The sequence below is a fragment of the Microbacterium telephonicum genome (assembly GCF_003651225.1).
GTDB lineage: Bacteria > Actinomycetota > Actinomycetes > Actinomycetales > Microbacteriaceae > Microbacterium > Microbacterium telephonicum.
Window position 1 is genome coordinate 142,240 of sequence record NZ_RCDB01000002.1, and the last position, 15,810, is coordinate 158,049.

At 72.7% G+C, this 15,810-nt stretch carries 14 protein-coding genes; 11 read left to right on the top strand and 3 right to left on the bottom strand.

Annotated features, from left to right (window positions below; genetic code table 11):
* Nucleotides 1-408: 408 nt before the first annotated feature.
* From C7474_RS05640 to ilvA, 9 genes are all read left to right on the top strand, one after another.
* Nucleotides 409-2,766, top strand: a complete 2,358-nt coding sequence (locus tag C7474_RS05640) for an FtsX-like permease family protein (protein WP_121058016.1) — start codon at nucleotides 409-411, stop codon at nucleotides 2,764-2,766.
* On the top strand, nucleotides 2,763-5,468 hold the full coding sequence (locus C7474_RS05645; protein WP_121058017.1) for an FtsX-like permease family protein: 2,706 nt from the start codon (nucleotides 2,763-2,765) through the stop codon (nucleotides 5,466-5,468). The genes C7474_RS05640 and C7474_RS05645 overlap by 4 nt, the downstream gene beginning before the upstream one ends.
* 4 nt (nucleotides 5,469-5,472) lie before the next feature.
* On the top strand, nucleotides 5,473-6,423 hold the full coding sequence (locus C7474_RS05650) for an ABC transporter ATP-binding protein (RefSeq protein WP_121058018.1): 951 nt from the start codon (nucleotides 5,473-5,475) through the stop codon (nucleotides 6,421-6,423).
* Nucleotides 6,420-7,118 carry an ABC transporter ATP-binding protein gene (locus tag C7474_RS05655; RefSeq protein WP_121058019.1) on the top strand — a complete coding sequence of 233 codons (699 nt, stop codon included), beginning with the start codon at nucleotides 6,420-6,422 and terminating at the stop codon, nucleotides 7,116-7,118. The genes C7474_RS05650 and C7474_RS05655 overlap by 4 nt, the downstream gene beginning before the upstream one ends.
* A gap of 104 nt (nucleotides 7,119-7,222) precedes the next feature.
* Nucleotides 7,223-8,452 carry an alanine racemase gene (locus C7474_RS05660; protein WP_121058020.1) on the top strand — a complete coding sequence of 410 codons (1,230 nt, stop codon included), beginning with the start codon at nucleotides 7,223-7,225 and terminating at the stop codon, nucleotides 8,450-8,452.
* A complete protein-coding gene (locus tag C7474_RS05665) occupies nucleotides 8,449-9,762 on the top strand; it encodes a D-arabinono-1,4-lactone oxidase (RefSeq protein ID WP_121058021.1) in 1,314 nt (437 codons plus the stop codon). The genes C7474_RS05660 and C7474_RS05665 overlap by 4 nt, the downstream gene beginning before the upstream one ends.
* A gap of 98 nt (nucleotides 9,763-9,860) precedes the next feature.
* The gene (locus C7474_RS05670) at nucleotides 9,861-10,433 is read left to right on the top strand and encodes a LemA family protein (RefSeq protein WP_121058022.1); all 573 of its coding nucleotides are present in this window, start codon (nucleotides 9,861-9,863) and stop codon (nucleotides 10,431-10,433) included.
* Between the two features lie 9 nt (nucleotides 10,434-10,442).
* Nucleotides 10,443-11,639: an AI-2E family transporter gene (locus C7474_RS05675; protein ID WP_121058023.1), complete on the top strand. Its 1,197-nt coding sequence runs from the start codon at nucleotides 10,443-10,445 to the stop codon at nucleotides 11,637-11,639.
* Nucleotides 11,636-12,862 carry a threonine ammonia-lyase gene (ilvA, locus tag C7474_RS05680; RefSeq protein WP_121058024.1) on the top strand — a complete coding sequence of 409 codons (1,227 nt, stop codon included), beginning with the start codon at nucleotides 11,636-11,638 and terminating at the stop codon, nucleotides 12,860-12,862. Before C7474_RS05675 ends, ilvA begins: the two co-directional genes overlap by 4 nt.
* Nucleotides 12,863-12,886: 24 nt before the next feature.
* On the opposite strand, the gene greA is transcribed toward ilvA, so the two are convergent.
* Nucleotides 12,887-13,375 (bottom strand): transcription elongation factor GreA, encoded by a 489-nt coding sequence (greA, locus tag C7474_RS05685; RefSeq protein WP_121059262.1) that lies wholly within the window; start codon nucleotides 13,373-13,375, stop codon nucleotides 12,887-12,889.
* Between the two features lie 120 nt (nucleotides 13,376-13,495).
* Entirely contained in the window at nucleotides 13,496-13,903 is a 408-nt protein-coding gene (locus C7474_RS05690) for a DUF4307 domain-containing protein (protein WP_241965136.1), read from the bottom strand.
* Nucleotides 13,904-13,948: 45 nt separating this feature from the next.
* Here C7474_RS05690 and C7474_RS05695 point away from each other — a divergent pair, with 45 nt between their 5' ends.
* Nucleotides 13,949-14,209 (top strand): hypothetical protein, encoded by a 261-nt coding sequence (locus tag C7474_RS05695; protein ID WP_121058026.1) that lies wholly within the window; start codon nucleotides 13,949-13,951, stop codon nucleotides 14,207-14,209.
* On the opposite strand, the gene trhA is transcribed toward C7474_RS05695, so the two are convergent.
* Nucleotides 14,181-14,888 carry a PAQR family membrane homeostasis protein TrhA gene (trhA, locus tag C7474_RS05700; RefSeq protein ID WP_121059264.1) on the bottom strand — a complete coding sequence of 236 codons (708 nt, stop codon included), beginning with the start codon at nucleotides 14,886-14,888 and terminating at the stop codon, nucleotides 14,181-14,183. The two genes, C7474_RS05695 and trhA, sit on opposite strands and share 29 nt — an antisense overlap.
* Before the next feature lie 108 nt (nucleotides 14,889-14,996).
* On the opposite strand from trhA, the gene C7474_RS05705 reads away from it, so the two are divergent.
* A complete protein-coding gene (locus tag C7474_RS05705; protein ID WP_121058027.1) occupies nucleotides 14,997-15,782 on the top strand; it encodes an isoprenyl transferase in 786 nt (261 codons plus the stop codon).
* Nucleotides 15,783-15,810 lie beyond the last annotated feature (28 nt).

A 15,810-nucleotide genomic window follows, 5' to 3' on the forward strand; every position in this document is an offset into this window, starting at 1 on the left:
CGCTCCTCGCTCAACGACCGGGGGGTCTTCGCCTTCCGGTGGTTGAAGCGCGCGCAGCGCGCGTATCGAAACCCGCGCACCCACCAACACCGCCGAGGTCCGGGGCGTTTCGACTCGTCGCTGTGCTCCTCGCTCAACGACCGGAAGGGGACGCCCCGGCCTCCGGTGGTTGAGTAGCGCGCGCAGCGCGCGTATCGAAACCCGCGCACCCACCAACACCGTCGAGGTCTGGGGCGTTTCGACTCGTCGCTGCGCTCCTCACTCAACGACCGGAACTTCCGGTCGACTCGTCGCGAAGCTCGTCGCTCAACGACCGGGCGGGTGCTCGACGGTGCACGGTCGGGGGTCGCATAGGCTGGCGTCGGCGGTGCATCGTGCCCGTCCACTCACCGGCGGAGGATCGCGCGCATGCACCCACGCCGGCCGGCGACGCCCGAGTCCGGGCTCGCCACCGCGACGCTGGTCTGGAAACGCGCGCGCCTGCGCCTCGGGCTGCTCGCCGCCGCATCCGCGACCGTCGCGGTCGCCGTCGCCACTGTCATCCTCGTGCAGGCGGCACTCGGCGCGGCTGTCGCCGCAGCCTCCGCCGACCCGCCGGCCGGAGTGCCCGCCGACGAGTTCGCCGCAGGTCTCGCCCAGGGGGAGCGCGCCCTCGCCGCCTCAGCGCCGGCGCTCTGGCTGCTCGTCGCCCTGCTCGGCGGCACCGCCGTCGCACAGATCGCCCGGCTCCTGACGGCCGCCCGCGAGCACGAGACACTCACCCTCCGCGCACGCGGCGCCTCCCGCTCGCAAGCCTGGGGCCTGGACGGCGCCGAGTCCCTCGCCGTCGGCGTCGTCGGCGCCCTCCTCGGCATCCCGCTCGGTGCTCTCGTCGCGCCCCTCACCGGCGCGACTCCTCTCACGGCCCTCGCCTCCTGGCCGATCGGCATCGGCACGGCGACCGCGCTCGCGCTCATCCTGCTTCTCGCCCTACGCCGCGCCGCGCGCGCGTCCGCCACGGCGCGCGGGGCGCGCCTCACGACCGGCGCCCTCGTCATCGTGGTGCTCGCCGCCGCCGCGCTCGTGATCTGGCAACTCCCCGCCGCCCGCCCCGGCGGTGCCGACCCCGTCGTCGCGTTCGCCCCCGCCGTCGTCCTCGCCGCCGCGGCCGTCCTCGCCCTCGCCGTCGTCGGCGCCGCCGCACCCGTCGCCGCTCTGATCGCCGGGCGAGCCCGAGGTGTCGTGCCGGCGCTGCCCGCCCGTCAGATCGCACGTCGCATCGGCACCTCCGCCGTCGCGGTGCTGCTCGTCTCCCTCGTCGCCGCGCAGGTCGCCTTCGCCGCCTCCTACACCGCCACCTGGCGGGGCGCCGCGACGGCATCCGCCGCGCTCCGTTCCGGCTCCGACCTGCGCGTCGACCTCGCCCCGCAGCCCGCACGCCCGCGCGACCTCACCGCAGCGGCCGGCGTCCCCGGAATCGACGCCGCCGTCCCCGCGCTCGTCGCGCAGACCGAGATCGGCACGATCGCCGCCGAACTCGTCGCCCCGACCACGTCACCGGATGCGGGGCCCGCATCCGTGGATGAGGCCACGGCCTCGGCGACCCCGGTACCGCTCGGCGACGGCGCCACCGGCATCGGCGTCGCCGCGACGCTGTCGGATCCGTCCACCGCCGACGGCAGCGCTCCCATCTTCCCCTCGGTGACGCTCTCGGCACTCCTGCTCGACGGCGTCGGCACCCCGATCAGCGTCACCCTCGACGGCGCCGTCGCCATCGTCCCCGACGGCACGCTCACCGTCACCGCGACCGCGCCCCTTCCCGAGGGAGACGGCCCTTGGTCGCTGCTGGCGATCGCCGCAGCCGCGCCGACGAACTACCTCGGCCGCACCGTCGACATCGCGCTCACCGACGTCACCGCGGTCGGCGCGACTGCGCTGGCCGTCGACGGTTCCACCACGATCGGCGGTGCTCACCCCGACGCCGCGCTCGCGTGGTCCGCCGTAGACGACCCCGACGCCGGAGCGCTCCCCGTCGCGGCGACCGTCTCGACCGTGCTCGCCCAGCGCCTCGGACTCAGCGTGGGCGACGTCTTCGAATTCCGCTACGAAGGCACCGGCCGACGTGGTGCGGTCGTCATCGCCGCGCTCGTCGACGACGTCCCCGGCGCGGCGGGACCCCTCGCCTTCACCACGGGGCTCGACAGCCTGTTGGCATCGCAGCTCCAGCGCGACCCGACGATCACCCCCGCGAACTCCGTCTGGGCAACCGGCGATCCGGCCGCGGCCCCGCAGCTGAGCGCGGCGCTCGGCGACCGGCCCGTCTTGACGGCGACCCCGTCCACCGCGGCCGCCGTCGTCGGCGCTATGGTGCCCGCCTGGCAGATCGCGACCGCCGGCGCCGTGCTGCTCGCCCTCCTCGCCGCCCTCGCGATCGTGCGCACCCTCGCCGGTGCCCGCCGAGCCGAGCTGGGGGTGCTGCGCGCCCTCGGGCTCACCGCCGGCACGCAGGCGCGGATGCGGGCGGCCGAACTGTCGGCGCTGTTCGCCGCCGCCCTCGTGCTCGGCGCGGGCGTGGGCCTGCTCACCGCCGCGCTCGTCGTTCCGAACCTCGTCCGTGCCACCACGCCCGGTGTCCTCGCCTCCGCAACCACGTGGGCGATCGACGGCGTCGCGATGCTCACGACCCTCGGGGTGCTCGCCGCGGGTCTCGCGGCCGTCGTCGTGCTCTCCGCCTTCGCCGTCGGCCGCTCGAGCCGCGCGGCGCTCGTGGGGGAGGAGAGCCGATGACCTCCCGCGTCTCGACAGGCTCGCTCGTCGCCCACCACCTGCGCTCCCGCAGCGGGGCGGTCGGGATCGTCGCCGCGCTCGTGCTCGTCCTGTCGCTGCTGGCGACGGCCGCGCCGCTCGCGCTCGGCGTGCTCGCCGACGCGGCGATGCGCGACCGTCTCGCCTCGCTGGCCGTCACGGAGCGCGACGTGGTCGCCGATCCCGCCGGAGGACCGCAGACGGTCGGCGTGACGAGCACGCCGGAAACCGACGTCGTCTGGGCGCGCTGGAACGACCAGATCGACGGCATCCGCGACTCCGCCGAGGCGCCTCTTCCCGACCTTCTCGGTCCCGCGCAGACGGTCACCCGCACCGGGATGATGTATCTCGCGCCGACGCGGGAGATCGCCTTGGCGTTCTCGCCGGATGCCGAGCGCCACGTCGAGATCGTCGAGGGCAGCGTGCCCTCCACCCCGCCCGCGATGTCGGAAGTGTCGGCGGAGGTGCCACCCATTCAGATCATGCTCTCGGAGCAGTCCGCCGACGAACTCGGCTGGACGGTCGGCGAAACCCGCACCGTCGCCGCCTATGGCGCCGTCGTCTCCCTCACCCTCAGTGGCATCTTCCGCGCGACCGATCCAGCAGAGGGCTTCTGGCAGCATGCGCCGTCGATCATCGACCCGCAGATCGACGACGACGGCAACCGTGCGCGCGCTGTGAAGGCCACCGCCTTTGCACATCCCGGCGCTCTCGCCTTCGCCAACTACATCAACCAAGAGCTCGCCACGACCGTCTGGTTCCCGCTCGACGCCGACGCGATCGACGCCGCCGACGCGGCCGAGGTCGCCGCCAGCCTGCGCGGGCTCACCGCGGTCTCCCACACGATCGGCACGCAGGCCGACGGGTGGGGCATCCTCGGACTGCGCTTCGAAGCCGACATCGCCGGTCAGATCGAGACCGCCCTCGCCCAGCAGACTGCCACCAACGCTCTGCTCGCCATGCTCGTGGCAGGACCGGCGGGCGTCGCCGTCGCCGTGGTCGTGCTCGGCTGCCGACTCATCCTCGAAGGCCGCCGGCCGGCGCTACGCCTGCTGTCGGCCCGGGGTGCCTCGATCGCGCAGCTGCGCGGGCTGCTGGCCGCCGAGGGGGTGATCGTCGGTCCCGTCGCCGCGATCGTCGGCGCCGCCGTCGCGATCGTCCTCGGTGCCGCGTGGGCGAGCGCCGTCCCTACGGCCGGTACCCTCGCGGCCGCCCTCGTACCCACGGCGCTGCTCGCCTTCGCCCCGCTGGTCATCCTGTGGGTGCTCGCGCCGACCGCCGCCGAGCGGCTGCCGCGCGCCGACCTCGGCCGCCGCCGCTCCCGCCTGCGTACGATCCTCGAGGGTGCCGTCTGCGTGCTCGCGGCCGTCGCCGTCGCGCTGCTGTTGCTGCGCGGCTACAGCGACGGCGTCGACGTTCTGCTCGCGGCGACGCCGCTGCTGATCGCCCTCGCCGCCTGCCTGCTCACGCTGCGCCTCTACCCGCTGCCGCTGCGCGCGCTCTGGCGACGCGCCCGGGCCGGCGCGGGGCTGAACGCCTTCCTCGGCGCTGCGCGCGCCCTCCGCGAGCCGGCGATCGGGCTCACCCCCGTGCTCGCGCTCACCGTCGGCGTCTCGGTCGCCGTCTCGGCCGGCGTACTGCTGTCGGTCGTCGACCGGGGCACTGCGGATGCCGCCCGCGCGCAGGTCGGGGCGGACATGCGCGTGACGGGTGGCTCCTTCTCGCCCGACACGCTGGTGCAGGTCGGCGAACTCCCCGGCGTCGCGGCGGCGACCGGCATCTCCGGGCTCGTCTCGGCGACCGTCGACGTCGCCGGGGTGCGCAAAGCCACGTCCGTGTTCGTCGTCGACGCCGCCGCGCTGCGGGGCGTCCAGGGCGACGGACCCGGAATGCTGCCGCCCGGCACCGCTCTCGCCCCCGGTGACGACCCCGTCGAGATGATCGTCTCGGATGCCCTCGCCGACACGATCGACGGCGAGACCGACCTCCACCTCGACGGCGCCGACGCGCGCGTGAGCGGCATCACGCGCGGGCCGGTCCCGATCGGCTCCCGCGAGAACTGGGCCGCGATCGACGTGTCGGCCGCCGACACGGTGCTCGGCCGCGATCCCAGCGATCGCGTCCTGCTGCTGCGTCTCGACGAGACCGCGGATGCCGACACGGTGCGCGCCGGACTGCTCGACCTGCTCGGCCCCACCGTCCGCGTCGACACCGCCACCGACGTCGCCTCCCGCCTTTCCGGCGGTCCTGCGGCGCAGGGTGTGCGCGTCGCACTGCTGGCGGCGACGGCATCCGCGGCGCTGCTGGGCGCTCTCGCGCTGGCGATGACCCTGACCCTCGCCGCCGGCGCCCGAGCCCGCACGGTCGCCCTGCTGCGCACCCTCGGAGCGCCGCGCCGCGCCGGCACCGCCCTCACCCTGTGGGAGGTGTGCCCACCGGTCGTGGCGGCGCTGGTCACCGGCACCGTGTTCGGTGCACTCGTCCCCCTCGTCATGATGGCCGCCGTCGACCTGCGGCCGTTCACGGGGTCGTCCATCGCGCCGGCCTACGTCATCGACCCCGCCGTGCTCGCAGTCACCCTGGGTGGGTTCCTCGCCCTTTCGGCTCTGAGCACCACGCTCGCTCTGTTCGTGTCCCGCCGTGTGCGCGCCGCCGGTGCGTTGCGGACGGTCGAGGAAGGATAGATCCATGGCATCCGCCGCATCCGACGCCGACATCCTCTGCACCGACCTGGTGCGCATCTTCCGCGTAGCCACCGGCACCGGACCCGACGTGGAGGTGCAGGCACTGCAGGGCCTGAACCTCCGGGTCGAGCCGGGGGAGCTCGTGGCCGTCGTCGGTGCGTCGGGCTCGGGCAAGTCGACGCTGCTGTCGATCCTGTCGAGCCTCGACAAACCGACGGCCGGCGTCGCGCGCGTGGCGGGACACGACCTGCTCACGATGAAGGAGAAGGAGCGCGTGGCCTTCCGCCGCCGCAGCGTCGGATTCGTCTGGCAGCAGACCTCGCGCAACCTTCTGCCGTACTTCTCGGCCGCCGAGAACGTCGCGGCCACCCTCGCCGTCGCGGGGCGCACACGGGGCACCCCCGCTCGCCGCGCGCGCGTGGCAGAGCTCCTCGACCTGCTCGAGGTCGCACACTGCGCCGACCGCCGGCCGGGCGAGATGTCCGGCGGTGAGCAGCAGCGGGTGGCCATCGCCGTCGCCATCGCGAACGAGCCTCGCGTCCTGCTCGCCGACGAGCCCACGGGGGAACTCGACGAGACCACGAGCGCCCACGTGCTCGAGGCGCTGCGCGCCGTCAACCACGCACTCGGCGTGACGACGCTCATCGTCACGCACGATCCCGGCGTCTCCGAGCACGTCGCCCGCACCGTGCAGATCCGCGACGGGCGCACCTCCACCGAGGTGCTGCGCTCGACGCGCACCGACGAGCACGGCGCCGAGCACCACGTCGCCGAGGAGTACGCCGTGCTCGACCGCGTCGGGCGCCTGCAACTGCCCGACGAGTTCGTCGCCGCCCTCGACCTGCGCGACCGTGTGCGCCTCTCGCTCGAACCCGACCGCGTCGAGGTGCGGCCGGGGCGCATTCAGGAGGGCCGTCCCTCGGATGCCGGGCCCGACGCGGAGGGGGAGCGATGAGCGCGCTGCGCGGCCGCGGCCTCACCCGCGTCTATCCCTCGACCGCCGGCGATGTCACGGCGATCGCCGACATCGACATCGACATCGACGCCGGCGAGCTCGTCGTCGTGCGCGGTGCCTCCGGCGCGGGGAAGACCACGCTGCTCAACCTGCTCGGCGCCCTCGACCGCCCCACCGCCGGGACCGTCTGGTTCGACGACGTCGAGGCGACGGAGCTCGACGAAGACACCCTCGCCCGGGTGCGTCGGGAGCGGCTCGGCTTCGTCTTCCAGTCCTTCGGACTCATCCCGGTGCTCTCGGCCGCCGAGAACGTCGAGTTGCCGTTGCGGATCGCGCGCGTCCCCGCGGCCGAACGCGACGCGCGGGTCACCGATGCGTTGCGGCTCGTCGGCCTCGCCGGTCATGCCCAGCAGCGACCCGGCGAGCTCTCCGGCGGGCAGCAGCAACGCGTCGGCATCGCGCGCGCGATCGTGGGCCGCCCGCGCGTGCTCATCGCCGACGAGCCCACCGCCCAGCTCGATTCGCGCACCGCGGCATCCGTCATCGAGCTGATCGGCGAGCTCGTGCACGGGGAGGGGATCGCCGCGATCGTCGCGACGCACGACCCTCTCGTCGTGCAGCGCGCAGACCGCATCGTCGAGCTCCATGACGGCCGTGCCGCACCGACGACCGTGATCGAGTCCGCCACCACCTGACCTCCGGTCCCAACGCCGTGCGACGCGGCCTCTCATCGCGTCGCCGCGGCCCTAGGCTGGAGCCCCGCCCACCTCCCGAGTGGGCCCCGTGGAAGGCCGCGTCCATGAGCCTCGATCTGCTCACCGACACCCGCACGAGCGCGTCCGATCCGACGTCGCCGCAGCAGTGGGAGGCGCGTACCGCCGCCATCGCGCATCTGTCGGGGCCGGTCGCGACGATCGACGTCGACGCCCTCCGGCACAACGCCCTCGACATGATCGTGCGCTCGGCCGGGGTGCCGATCCGGGTGGCGAGCAAGTCGATCCGGGTGCGTGAGGTGCTCGACGCGGCGCTCGCGCTGCCGGGCTATCGTGGGATCCTCGCCTTCACCCTCCCCGAGGCGCTGTGGCTCGCCGAAGACCACGACGACATCGTGCTCGGCTACCCGACCGCCGACCGGGCGGCCCTCGCTGCCCTCGCCGCCGACGAGCGGGCGGCCGCGCGCATCACGCTCATGGTCGACGACCTCGCCCAGCTCGATCTGCTCGACGTCGTCGCGCCGCCGGCGGCGCGGCCCGTCATCCGTGTCGCGATCGACGCCGACGCGTCGTGGCGCGCGCCCGTGCTCGGACACCTCGGGGTGCGTCGCTCTCCCGTCCACGAGCCCGCGGAGGTCGCCGCCCTCGGGCGTGCGATCGCCGCACGGCCCGGATACGCGCTGGTCGGCCTCATGATGTACGAGGCGCAGATCGCGGGCCAGCCCGACGACACCGGATCGGGCGACGGCGTCGTCCGCTGGATGCAGCGGCGTTCGGGCGACGAGCTGCGGGAGCGTCGCGGCGCGATCGTCGCGGCGCTGCGCGAGGTCGCCGACCTCGAGTTCGTCAACGGCGGCGGCACCGGATCGCTGGAGTACACCTCGGCCGACACCGCCGTGACCGAGACCACCGCCGGCTCCGGCCTGCTCGCCGGGCATCTCTTCGACGGCTACCGCGCGTTCACGCTCGCCCCGGCCGCGGCGTTCGCGCTCGAGGTCGTGCGCCGTCCGGCCCCCGACATCGTCACGGTGCTCGGCGGCGGCTGGATCGCATCCGGCCCGGCGCTGGACTCCCGTCAGCCGCTGCCGGCGTGGCCGGAAGGGCTGCGCACCCTCGACCGCGAGGGCGCCGGCGAGGTGCAGACGCCGCTGCAGGGCGCGGCCGCCCGGGCGCTTTCGATCGGCGACCGCGTCTGGTTCCGCCACTCCAAGAGCGGGGAGCTCGCTGAGCGGGTCGACCGCTACCACCTCGTCTCCGGCGACCGGGTGGTGGGGGAGAGTCCCACCTATCGCGGCGAGGGGAAGTCGTTCCTGTGACGCGTCCCGGCGGTGTGTGGCAGAACTGGGCGCGCACCGAGAGGGTGCGCCCGCAGCGCGTGGAGTATCCGACCACCGTCGAGGCGGTGCGCCGGTCTGTGCGGGCGGCGGCCGCCCGCGGGATCCCGGTCAAGGCGGTCGGCGCGGGGCACTCCTTCACCGGCATCGCCGTCGCGCCGGGCGTGCTGCTCGAACTCGACGACCTGTCGGGGATCGTCGCCGTCGACCGGGAGCGCTCCCGCGTGCGGATGCTGGCCGGCACCCGTCTGCACCAAGTTCCGGCGCTCCTGGCGCCGTTCGGTCTCGCGATGGCGAACCTCGGCGACATCGACCGGCAGTCGATCGCGGGAGCGATCTCGACGGGCACCCACGGCACCGGCCTGCGCTTCGGCGGCATCGCGACGCAGGTCGTCGGTGCGGTGCTCGTCACCGCCGACGGCGAGCTGCTGCGGATCGCCGACGACGAGAATCCGGAACTGCTCCCCGCCGTCGCGGTGGGGCTCGGCGCGCTCGGCATCCTCGTCGAGGTGACGCTGCAGTGCGTCCCCGCCTTCGTGCTGTCGGCGCTCGAGCGCCCCGAGCCGCTCGACGACGTCGTCGCCGACCTCGATGCTCGCGGCGCGGACGCCGACCATTTCGAGTTCTACTGGTTCCCTCACACAGACGTCGCCCTCACGAAGACCAACACGCGGCTGGCGGCCGACGCCACGACGTCGCCGCTGTCGCTGCTCACGCGCGTCGTCGACGACCACCTCGTCGGTAACGGCGTGCACCAGGCGGTCTGCAGCCTCGGCCGTGCCGCGCCGCCGCTCGTCCCGACCGTCAACCGGCTGTCGGCGAAGGTCTGGGGCGACCGCGCGTTCTCCGACGCGTCGCACCGCGTGTTCGCCACGAGCCGCGGCGTGCGCTTCCGCGAGATGGAGTACGCCGTCCCGCGGGAGCACCTGGCGGATGCCTTCCGCGGCATGCAGCGCGTCGTCGACGAGAACGGGTGGCGCGTGGAGTTCCCCGTCGAGGTGCGCGTCGCCGCCGGTGACGACCTGTGGATGTCGACCGCCCACGGTCGGACGACGGGCTACATCGCGGTGCACCGCTACTGGCGCGCGCCGCACGAGGAGTATTTCGCGGCCGTGGAGGAGGTCATGCTCGATTTCGGCGGCCGACCGCACTGGGGCAAGCTCCACACCCTCGACGCCGCCGCCCTGCGTCCCCGCTATCCCCGCTTCGACGACTTCACCGCGCTGCGCGACCGGCTCGACCCCGACCGGCTGTTCCGCAACCCGTACCTCGATCGGGTGCTGGGGGAGTAGCGCGGACGGTCTACGTGGGGAACGGCTGAAAGTGTCGGCCGTGGCCGGAGGCACGGCATCCGGCGCCGATAGGATGGGCAGGATCTCGAGGAGAACTCATGGAATGGCAGTGGCTGATCCCGGTCCTCATCGTCGTGGCCCTGATCGTGGTCATCGGCATCTACCTGTGGGCCACCTACAACTCCCTCGTCGCACTGCACGTGCGTGTGGAGGAAGCGTGGAGCGACATCACGGTCCAGCTCAAACGCCGTACCGACCTGCTGCCGAACCTCATCGAGACCGTGAAGGGCTACGCCGCGCACGAGAAGGCCGTGTTCGAGAACGTCACGACCGCCCGCGCCGAGACGCTCGCGGCGTCGGGCCCCGCCGATGCGGGGGTCGCGGAGGGACACATGCAGCAGGCGCTGCGGTCGCTGTTCGCCGTCGCCGAGGCGTATCCGGCGCTGCAGGCGAGTCAGAACTTCCTGCAGCTGCAGCAGTCCGTCGTCGACACCGAGGACAAGATCCAGGCCTCGCGCCGGTTCTACAACGGCGGCGTGCGGGAGCTGAACACGAAGATCAAGGTGTTTCCCAACAACCTTTTCGCCCGGCGCTTGGGCTTCACGGAGCGCGAGTTCTTCGAGGTCACCGGCGGTGTCGCGATCTCGGAGCCGCCCCGCATCCAGTTCTAGACTGAACCGATGAGCGACACCGACCCCCGGCAGGACAAGCCGCGCGGATCGTTCTTCGACGCCCTGCGCGGCCGCACCGTCTCGACCGAGATCGGCGACTCGCTCCCGCACGGGCTGCGCGTCGCGACCGCGTACGCGTGGCGGTTCGTCGTCATCGCGGCGGCCGTCGCCATCGCGATCTGGCTCGTCATCCAGCTGAAGCTGCTCGTCGTCCCGTTCCTGGTGGCGCTGTTGGTCACGGCGCTCGTCTGGCCGGCGTTCACCTTCCTGCTACGTCATCGCGTTCCGCGCTGGCTCGCCATCGTCATCAGTGTGCTCGGCACGCTCGCCGTCGTCGGTGGCCTGCTGTACCTCGCGATCTGGCAGATCACGCGGGAGTGGTCGTCGGTGCGCACCCGCACCGTCGAGGCCGTGGAGCAGTTCCGCCAGTACCTCATCGACGGTCCGCTGCACCTCACCTCGGCGCAGATCGACGACATGCTCGCGCAGGCATGGGCCTTCGCGCAGCAGCAGGTGGAGCTCCTGTGGTCGGGTGCACTGGCGATCGGATCCACCGTCGGACACGTCGCGACCGGCACCCTGCTCGCCCTGTTCATCCTGCTGTGCACGCTCGCCGACGGCGGCGGCATCTGGCGCTGGGTCGTGCGGCTGTTCCCGTCCCGTTCCCGCGCCGCCGTCGACGGTGCCGGCCGCGCCGGGTGGGTGACGGTCATCAACTACGCGCGCACCCAGTTGCTCGTGGCGACCATCGACGCGATCGGCATCGCGGCGGCCGCCTTCTTCCTCGGCGTGCCGCTGGCCATCCCCATCGGCGTGCTGGTCTTCCTCGGTGCGTTCATCCCGTTCGTCGGCGCCGTCGTCACCGGTGCCCTCGCCGTCTTCCTCGCCCTCGTCTACAACGGCCCGTGGATCGCGTTGTGGATGCTGGTGGCGGTCCTCGCCGTGCAGCAGCTCGAGGGCCATGTGCTCCAGCCGCTCCTCATGGGATCGGCCGTCAAGGTGCACCCGTTGGCGGTCGTGCTCGTCGTGGCCGGCGGGGCGATGATCGCCGGCATCCCCGGAGCCCTGTTCGCGGTGCCGCTGGCGGCGTTCGTCAACGTCGTGACCGTCTACCTCTCCCGGCGACAGTGGCAGACCGGCCGTCGCCCCGAACCCGAAGACCTGATCTGGAGCACCGTGCCCCGCACCCGGAGGACCCCCGCGTGACCATCCCCACCCTGGCGGAGTTCGAAGACGCCGCCGCCTTCCTCGGCGACGTCATCACGACGACCCCCGTCGACGTCTCCGACCACCTCAGCGCCGTCCTCGGCGCGCCCGTGCACCTGAAGTTCGAGCACCTGCAGCGCACCGGCTCGTTCAAGATCCGCGGCGCCGCGTATCGGCTGTCACGGCTCAGTGCCGAGGAGCGCGCCCGCGGCGTCGTCGCGGCATCCGCGGGCAACCACGCCCAGGGCGTGGCCCTGGCCGCCCAGAAGCTCGGCATCCCGGCGACGATCTTCATGCCCCTCGGCGTGCCGGTGCCCAAGCTCCTCGCGACCCGCGGCTACGGCGCCGACGTCGTGCTGGAGGGGGCGACGTTCGAGACGCCGCTGAAGCTCGCGATCGAGTTCGCCGAGCGCACCGGCGCGGTGCTCATCCACCCGTACGACCACCGCGACGTCATCATCGGCCAGGGCACCCTCGGCCTCGAGGTCTGGGATGCCGTGCCCGACGTCGAGACGGTGCTCGTCGGCATCGGCGGCGGCGGACTCATCGCCGGCGTCGCCGCCGCGATCAAGGCGCGCGCCGCCGCCGAGGGGCGCTCCGTGCGCATCATCGGCGTGCAGGCCGAGAACTCCGCCGCCTACCCGGCCTCCCTGCAGGCCCACGAGCCGCTCACCGTGAAGACGACACCGACCATCGCCGACGGCATCGCCGTCGCGCGCCCGGGCGACGTGCCGTTCGAGATCATCAGTGAGCTCGTCGACGAGGTCGTCACCGTCACCGACGACGACATCGCCCGTGCCCTGCTCGTGCTGCTCGAGCGCGCCAAGCAGGTCGTCGAGCCCGCCGGCGCCGTCGGTGTGGCGGCCATCCTGGCCGGAAAGGTCACCGCGACGGGGCCGACCGTGTCGATCCTGTCGGGCGGCAACATCGACCCGCTGCTCATGCAGCGCGTCGTCGCGCACGGACTGGCCGCATCCGGCCGCTACATGACCCTGCAGATCCCGCTGCCGGACCGGCCGGGCCAGCTCGCGCGCGTGTCGGAGCTGCTGGCGATCGTCGGCGCCAACGTCATCGAGGTGCACCACACCCGTCACGGGCAGGGTCTGCAGATCAGCGAGGTGATCCTGCAGCTGAGCGTCGAGACGCGCGGTGAGGAGCACCGTCGTCAGGTCATCGACACGCTCGAGCGCGCCGGGTTCGCCCCGCGCCTGCTCGAGGACTGACCTCGGCGGCGCGGGGCCTGCGGGTCACTGGCCCGCGTAGGTCTCGACCTTCACGATCTCCACGGCGATCTCGCGCCCGTTGGGGGCGGTGTACGACGTCTTCGCTCCCTCGGTGAGGCCCAGGATGGCAGCGCCCAGCGGCGACGCCTCGCTGTACACGTCGAGCTCGGAGTTCGCGGCGATCTCGCGGTTGCCGAGCAGGAACTTCTCCTCGCCGCCGGCGACGAGCGCCGTCACGACGGTACCCGAGAGCACGGTGCCGTCGGATTCGGGGGCGGTGCCCACCTTGGCGTCCTTCAGCAGGGCCTGCAGCGTGCGGATGCGCGCCTCCTGCTTGCCCTGCTCGTCCTTGGCGGCGTGGTAGCCGCCGTTCTCCTTCAGGTCGCCCTCTTCGCGGGCGGCCTCGATGCGCTTGGCGATCTCCTCGCGACCCACCGTCGAGAGGTGCTCGAGCTCGGCGGCGAGGCGGTCGTACGCCTCCTGCGTGAGGAAGGTCTCGGTGGTGTCGGACACGTCGTCTCCTTGGTCGTCCGGCACGACACGTCCCTGCACGCGGGCAGGGCGACGGTGGATGCCGGGGGCTAAACCGAACGCCCCGGCGTCGTGCCGGGGCGCGGATGTGTGCAGGCCAGCCTACGGGATCCAGCAGGAGGTGACCAAACCGGTCGTCGCCTCCGCCGTGGTGGGGATCGTCTCGCTGAACGACCGTGTCGCCGACGGGTCGGCCGGGTACTGCACGATGCGCCAGCCGACCACGCCGTGCTCGACGTCCTGGGCCTCGAGTGCGCACGCGATGGGCACGTTCGCGCGGCCGGTCGTCTGGAAGTCGACCGTGACGGTGCGCTCGTCGACGACCGCGAATCCGGTGGCGTCGGTGTCGATCGCGTCGAGCGACGTCGACACGGTCGACCAGCCGTACCAGCCCACGATCCCGAGCACGACCGCGCCGAAGACGATCCACGGCCAGCGGCGGCGTCGGGTGCGACCGTAACGGTCGTCGAGGGCGGCGGGCGAGGTCATGGGCGCAGTGGGGGAGGACATAGGCTGGAACTCCAGGCTAGGCGCTCGCGCGCAGAACGGGGAATCATGCACCTGCCCACGTGGCTGCTCGCCGATGCGACACCGCTGCCGACACCGTCGATGACAGTGAACCCCGACCAGGTGTCTCCCGGTTTCATCGGCTTCGTGGGCATCGCGGTCGTCGCGATCGCGGTCGTGTTCCTTCTCGCCGACATGCTGCGCCGCATCCGCCGCGCCGGTTACCGCGCCGACATCCGCGACGAGCTCGACGCCGAGCAGGCCGCCGATGCCGGCGAGGTCACGCCGGAACGCCCAGCGAAGGACTGAGCGGGTCCAGCGCGATCAGCAGGCACGCCGTCCAGTGGCAGAGGAAGGCGAGCACGGTGCACACGTGGAAGATCTCGTGGAAGCCGAAATGGCCCGGCCACGGGTTGGGGCGCTTGAGCGCGTACACCACGGCGCCACCGGTGTAGAGCAGGCCGCCGACGATGACGAGGACCATCATCGCGAGGTTCGCCTGCAGCAGGTCGACGATGTACATCACCGCCGCCCAGCCCAGCAGCAGATACAACGCGACGTAGAGCCAGCGCGGCGCGTGGATCCAGAACACGCGGAACAGGATGCCCAGCAGCGCGCCGCTCCACACGAGGATCAGCAGCAGGGTGCCCTTCTCGGGCGGCAGCGCGAGCACCGCGATCGGCGTGTAGGTGCCGGCGATCAGCAGCAGGATGTTGGCGTGGTCGATGCGCTTGAGTACGGCCTTCGTCGTCGGACCCCAGTTGAACCGGTGGTACAGCGCGGAGTTGCCGAACAGCAGCAGCGACGTCGCCATGAACATCGCGCACGCCCACTTCGCCGGTGCGGAGTCGTAGGCGAGCGCGATGAGGACGATGCCGGCGGCGATCGCGACCGGGAAGGTGCCGGCGTGGATCCAGCCGCGCCACGACGGCTTCAGCTCGACGTGCGCGCTGACGGCGGCGGCATCCAGGAGGGGGAGCTGGGGCATCTCTGCGCCGTCGTCGGGCGTGGGTCGGGTCACGCTCCGAGCCTAGACCGGCGGGTATTCCGGCGGACACATACGCGGGCCGGGAAACCAGCGCGATAGCGTAGGGGAGTGGCGACGCACGGATCGGGTGAGGGCAGCGGGCTGCTCTACCGCCTCTACAGCTCGCGGCTCAAGCGCCGCCTCACTCCGCAGACCGTTCCGCACCACGTCGCGATGATGATCGACGGCAACCGTCGGTGGGCGCGCCAGGCGGGCTATCCGACGGTCGCCGAGGGCCACCGCGCCGGTGCGGCGAAGATGCACGAGTTCCTCCGCTGGTGCGATGAACTCGGCATCGCCGTCGTCTCGCTCTACCTGCTCTCCACCGACAACCTCACCAAGCGCGACAGCGCCGAACTCGCCGACCTCATCGAGATCATCGCCGAGCTCGCCGACGCGCTCTCCCACGAGCCCGGCTGGCGCGTCAAGCACGTCGGTCGCGCCGAGCTGCTGCCCCCCGAGCTCGCGCGGGTGCTGCGCACGGCAGAGGAGCGCACGGCCGGCAACACAGGGCTGCACGTCAACCTGGCCGTCGGCTACGGCGGCCGCAGTGAGATCGTCGACGCCGTGCGCAGCATCATCGCCGCCCACGACGAGCAGGGCGGGTCGCTCGAGGAACTCGCCGCGAGCCTCACCCCGGAGCAGATCGGCGAGCACCTGTACACCGGCGGGCAGGCCGACCCTGACCTCGTCATCCGCACGTCGGGCGAACAGCGCCTCAGCGACTTCCTCCTGTGGCAGTCGGCGCACAGCGAGTTCTACTTCGTCGAGGCGCTCGGGCCCGACCTCCGTGAGGTCGACTTCCTGCGCGCCATCCGCGACTACGCGACGCGCGACCGTCGCTACGGGAGCTGACGGCATTCGCCGACCACCCGATCCCGTG

Coding starts and splice junctions, on each gene's coding strand:
- C7474_RS05695 (WP_121058026.1), top strand. CDS start 13,949: ATGCACCTGCCCACGTGGCTGCTCGCCGATGCGACACCGCTGCCGACA.
- trhA (WP_121059264.1), bottom strand. CDS start 14,888: ATGCCCCAGCTCCCCCTCCTGGATGCCGCCGCCGTCAGCGCGCACGTC.
- C7474_RS05690 (WP_241965136.1), bottom strand. CDS start 13,903: ATGTCCTCCCCCACTGCGCCCATGACCTCGCCCGCCGCCCTCGACGAC.
- C7474_RS05660 (WP_121058020.1), top strand. CDS start 7,223: ATGAGCCTCGATCTGCTCACCGACACCCGCACGAGCGCGTCCGATCCG.
- C7474_RS05640 (WP_121058016.1), top strand. CDS start 409: ATGCACCCACGCCGGCCGGCGACGCCCGAGTCCGGGCTCGCCACCGCG.
- C7474_RS05645 (WP_121058017.1), top strand. CDS start 2,763: ATGACCTCCCGCGTCTCGACAGGCTCGCTCGTCGCCCACCACCTGCGC.
- C7474_RS05650 (WP_121058018.1), top strand. CDS start 5,473: ATGGCATCCGCCGCATCCGACGCCGACATCCTCTGCACCGACCTGGTG.
- C7474_RS05670 (WP_121058022.1), top strand. CDS start 9,861: ATGGAATGGCAGTGGCTGATCCCGGTCCTCATCGTCGTGGCCCTGATC.
- C7474_RS05675 (WP_121058023.1), top strand. CDS start 10,443: ATGAGCGACACCGACCCCCGGCAGGACAAGCCGCGCGGATCGTTCTTC.
- C7474_RS05655 (WP_121058019.1), top strand. CDS start 6,420: ATGAGCGCGCTGCGCGGCCGCGGCCTCACCCGCGTCTATCCCTCGACC.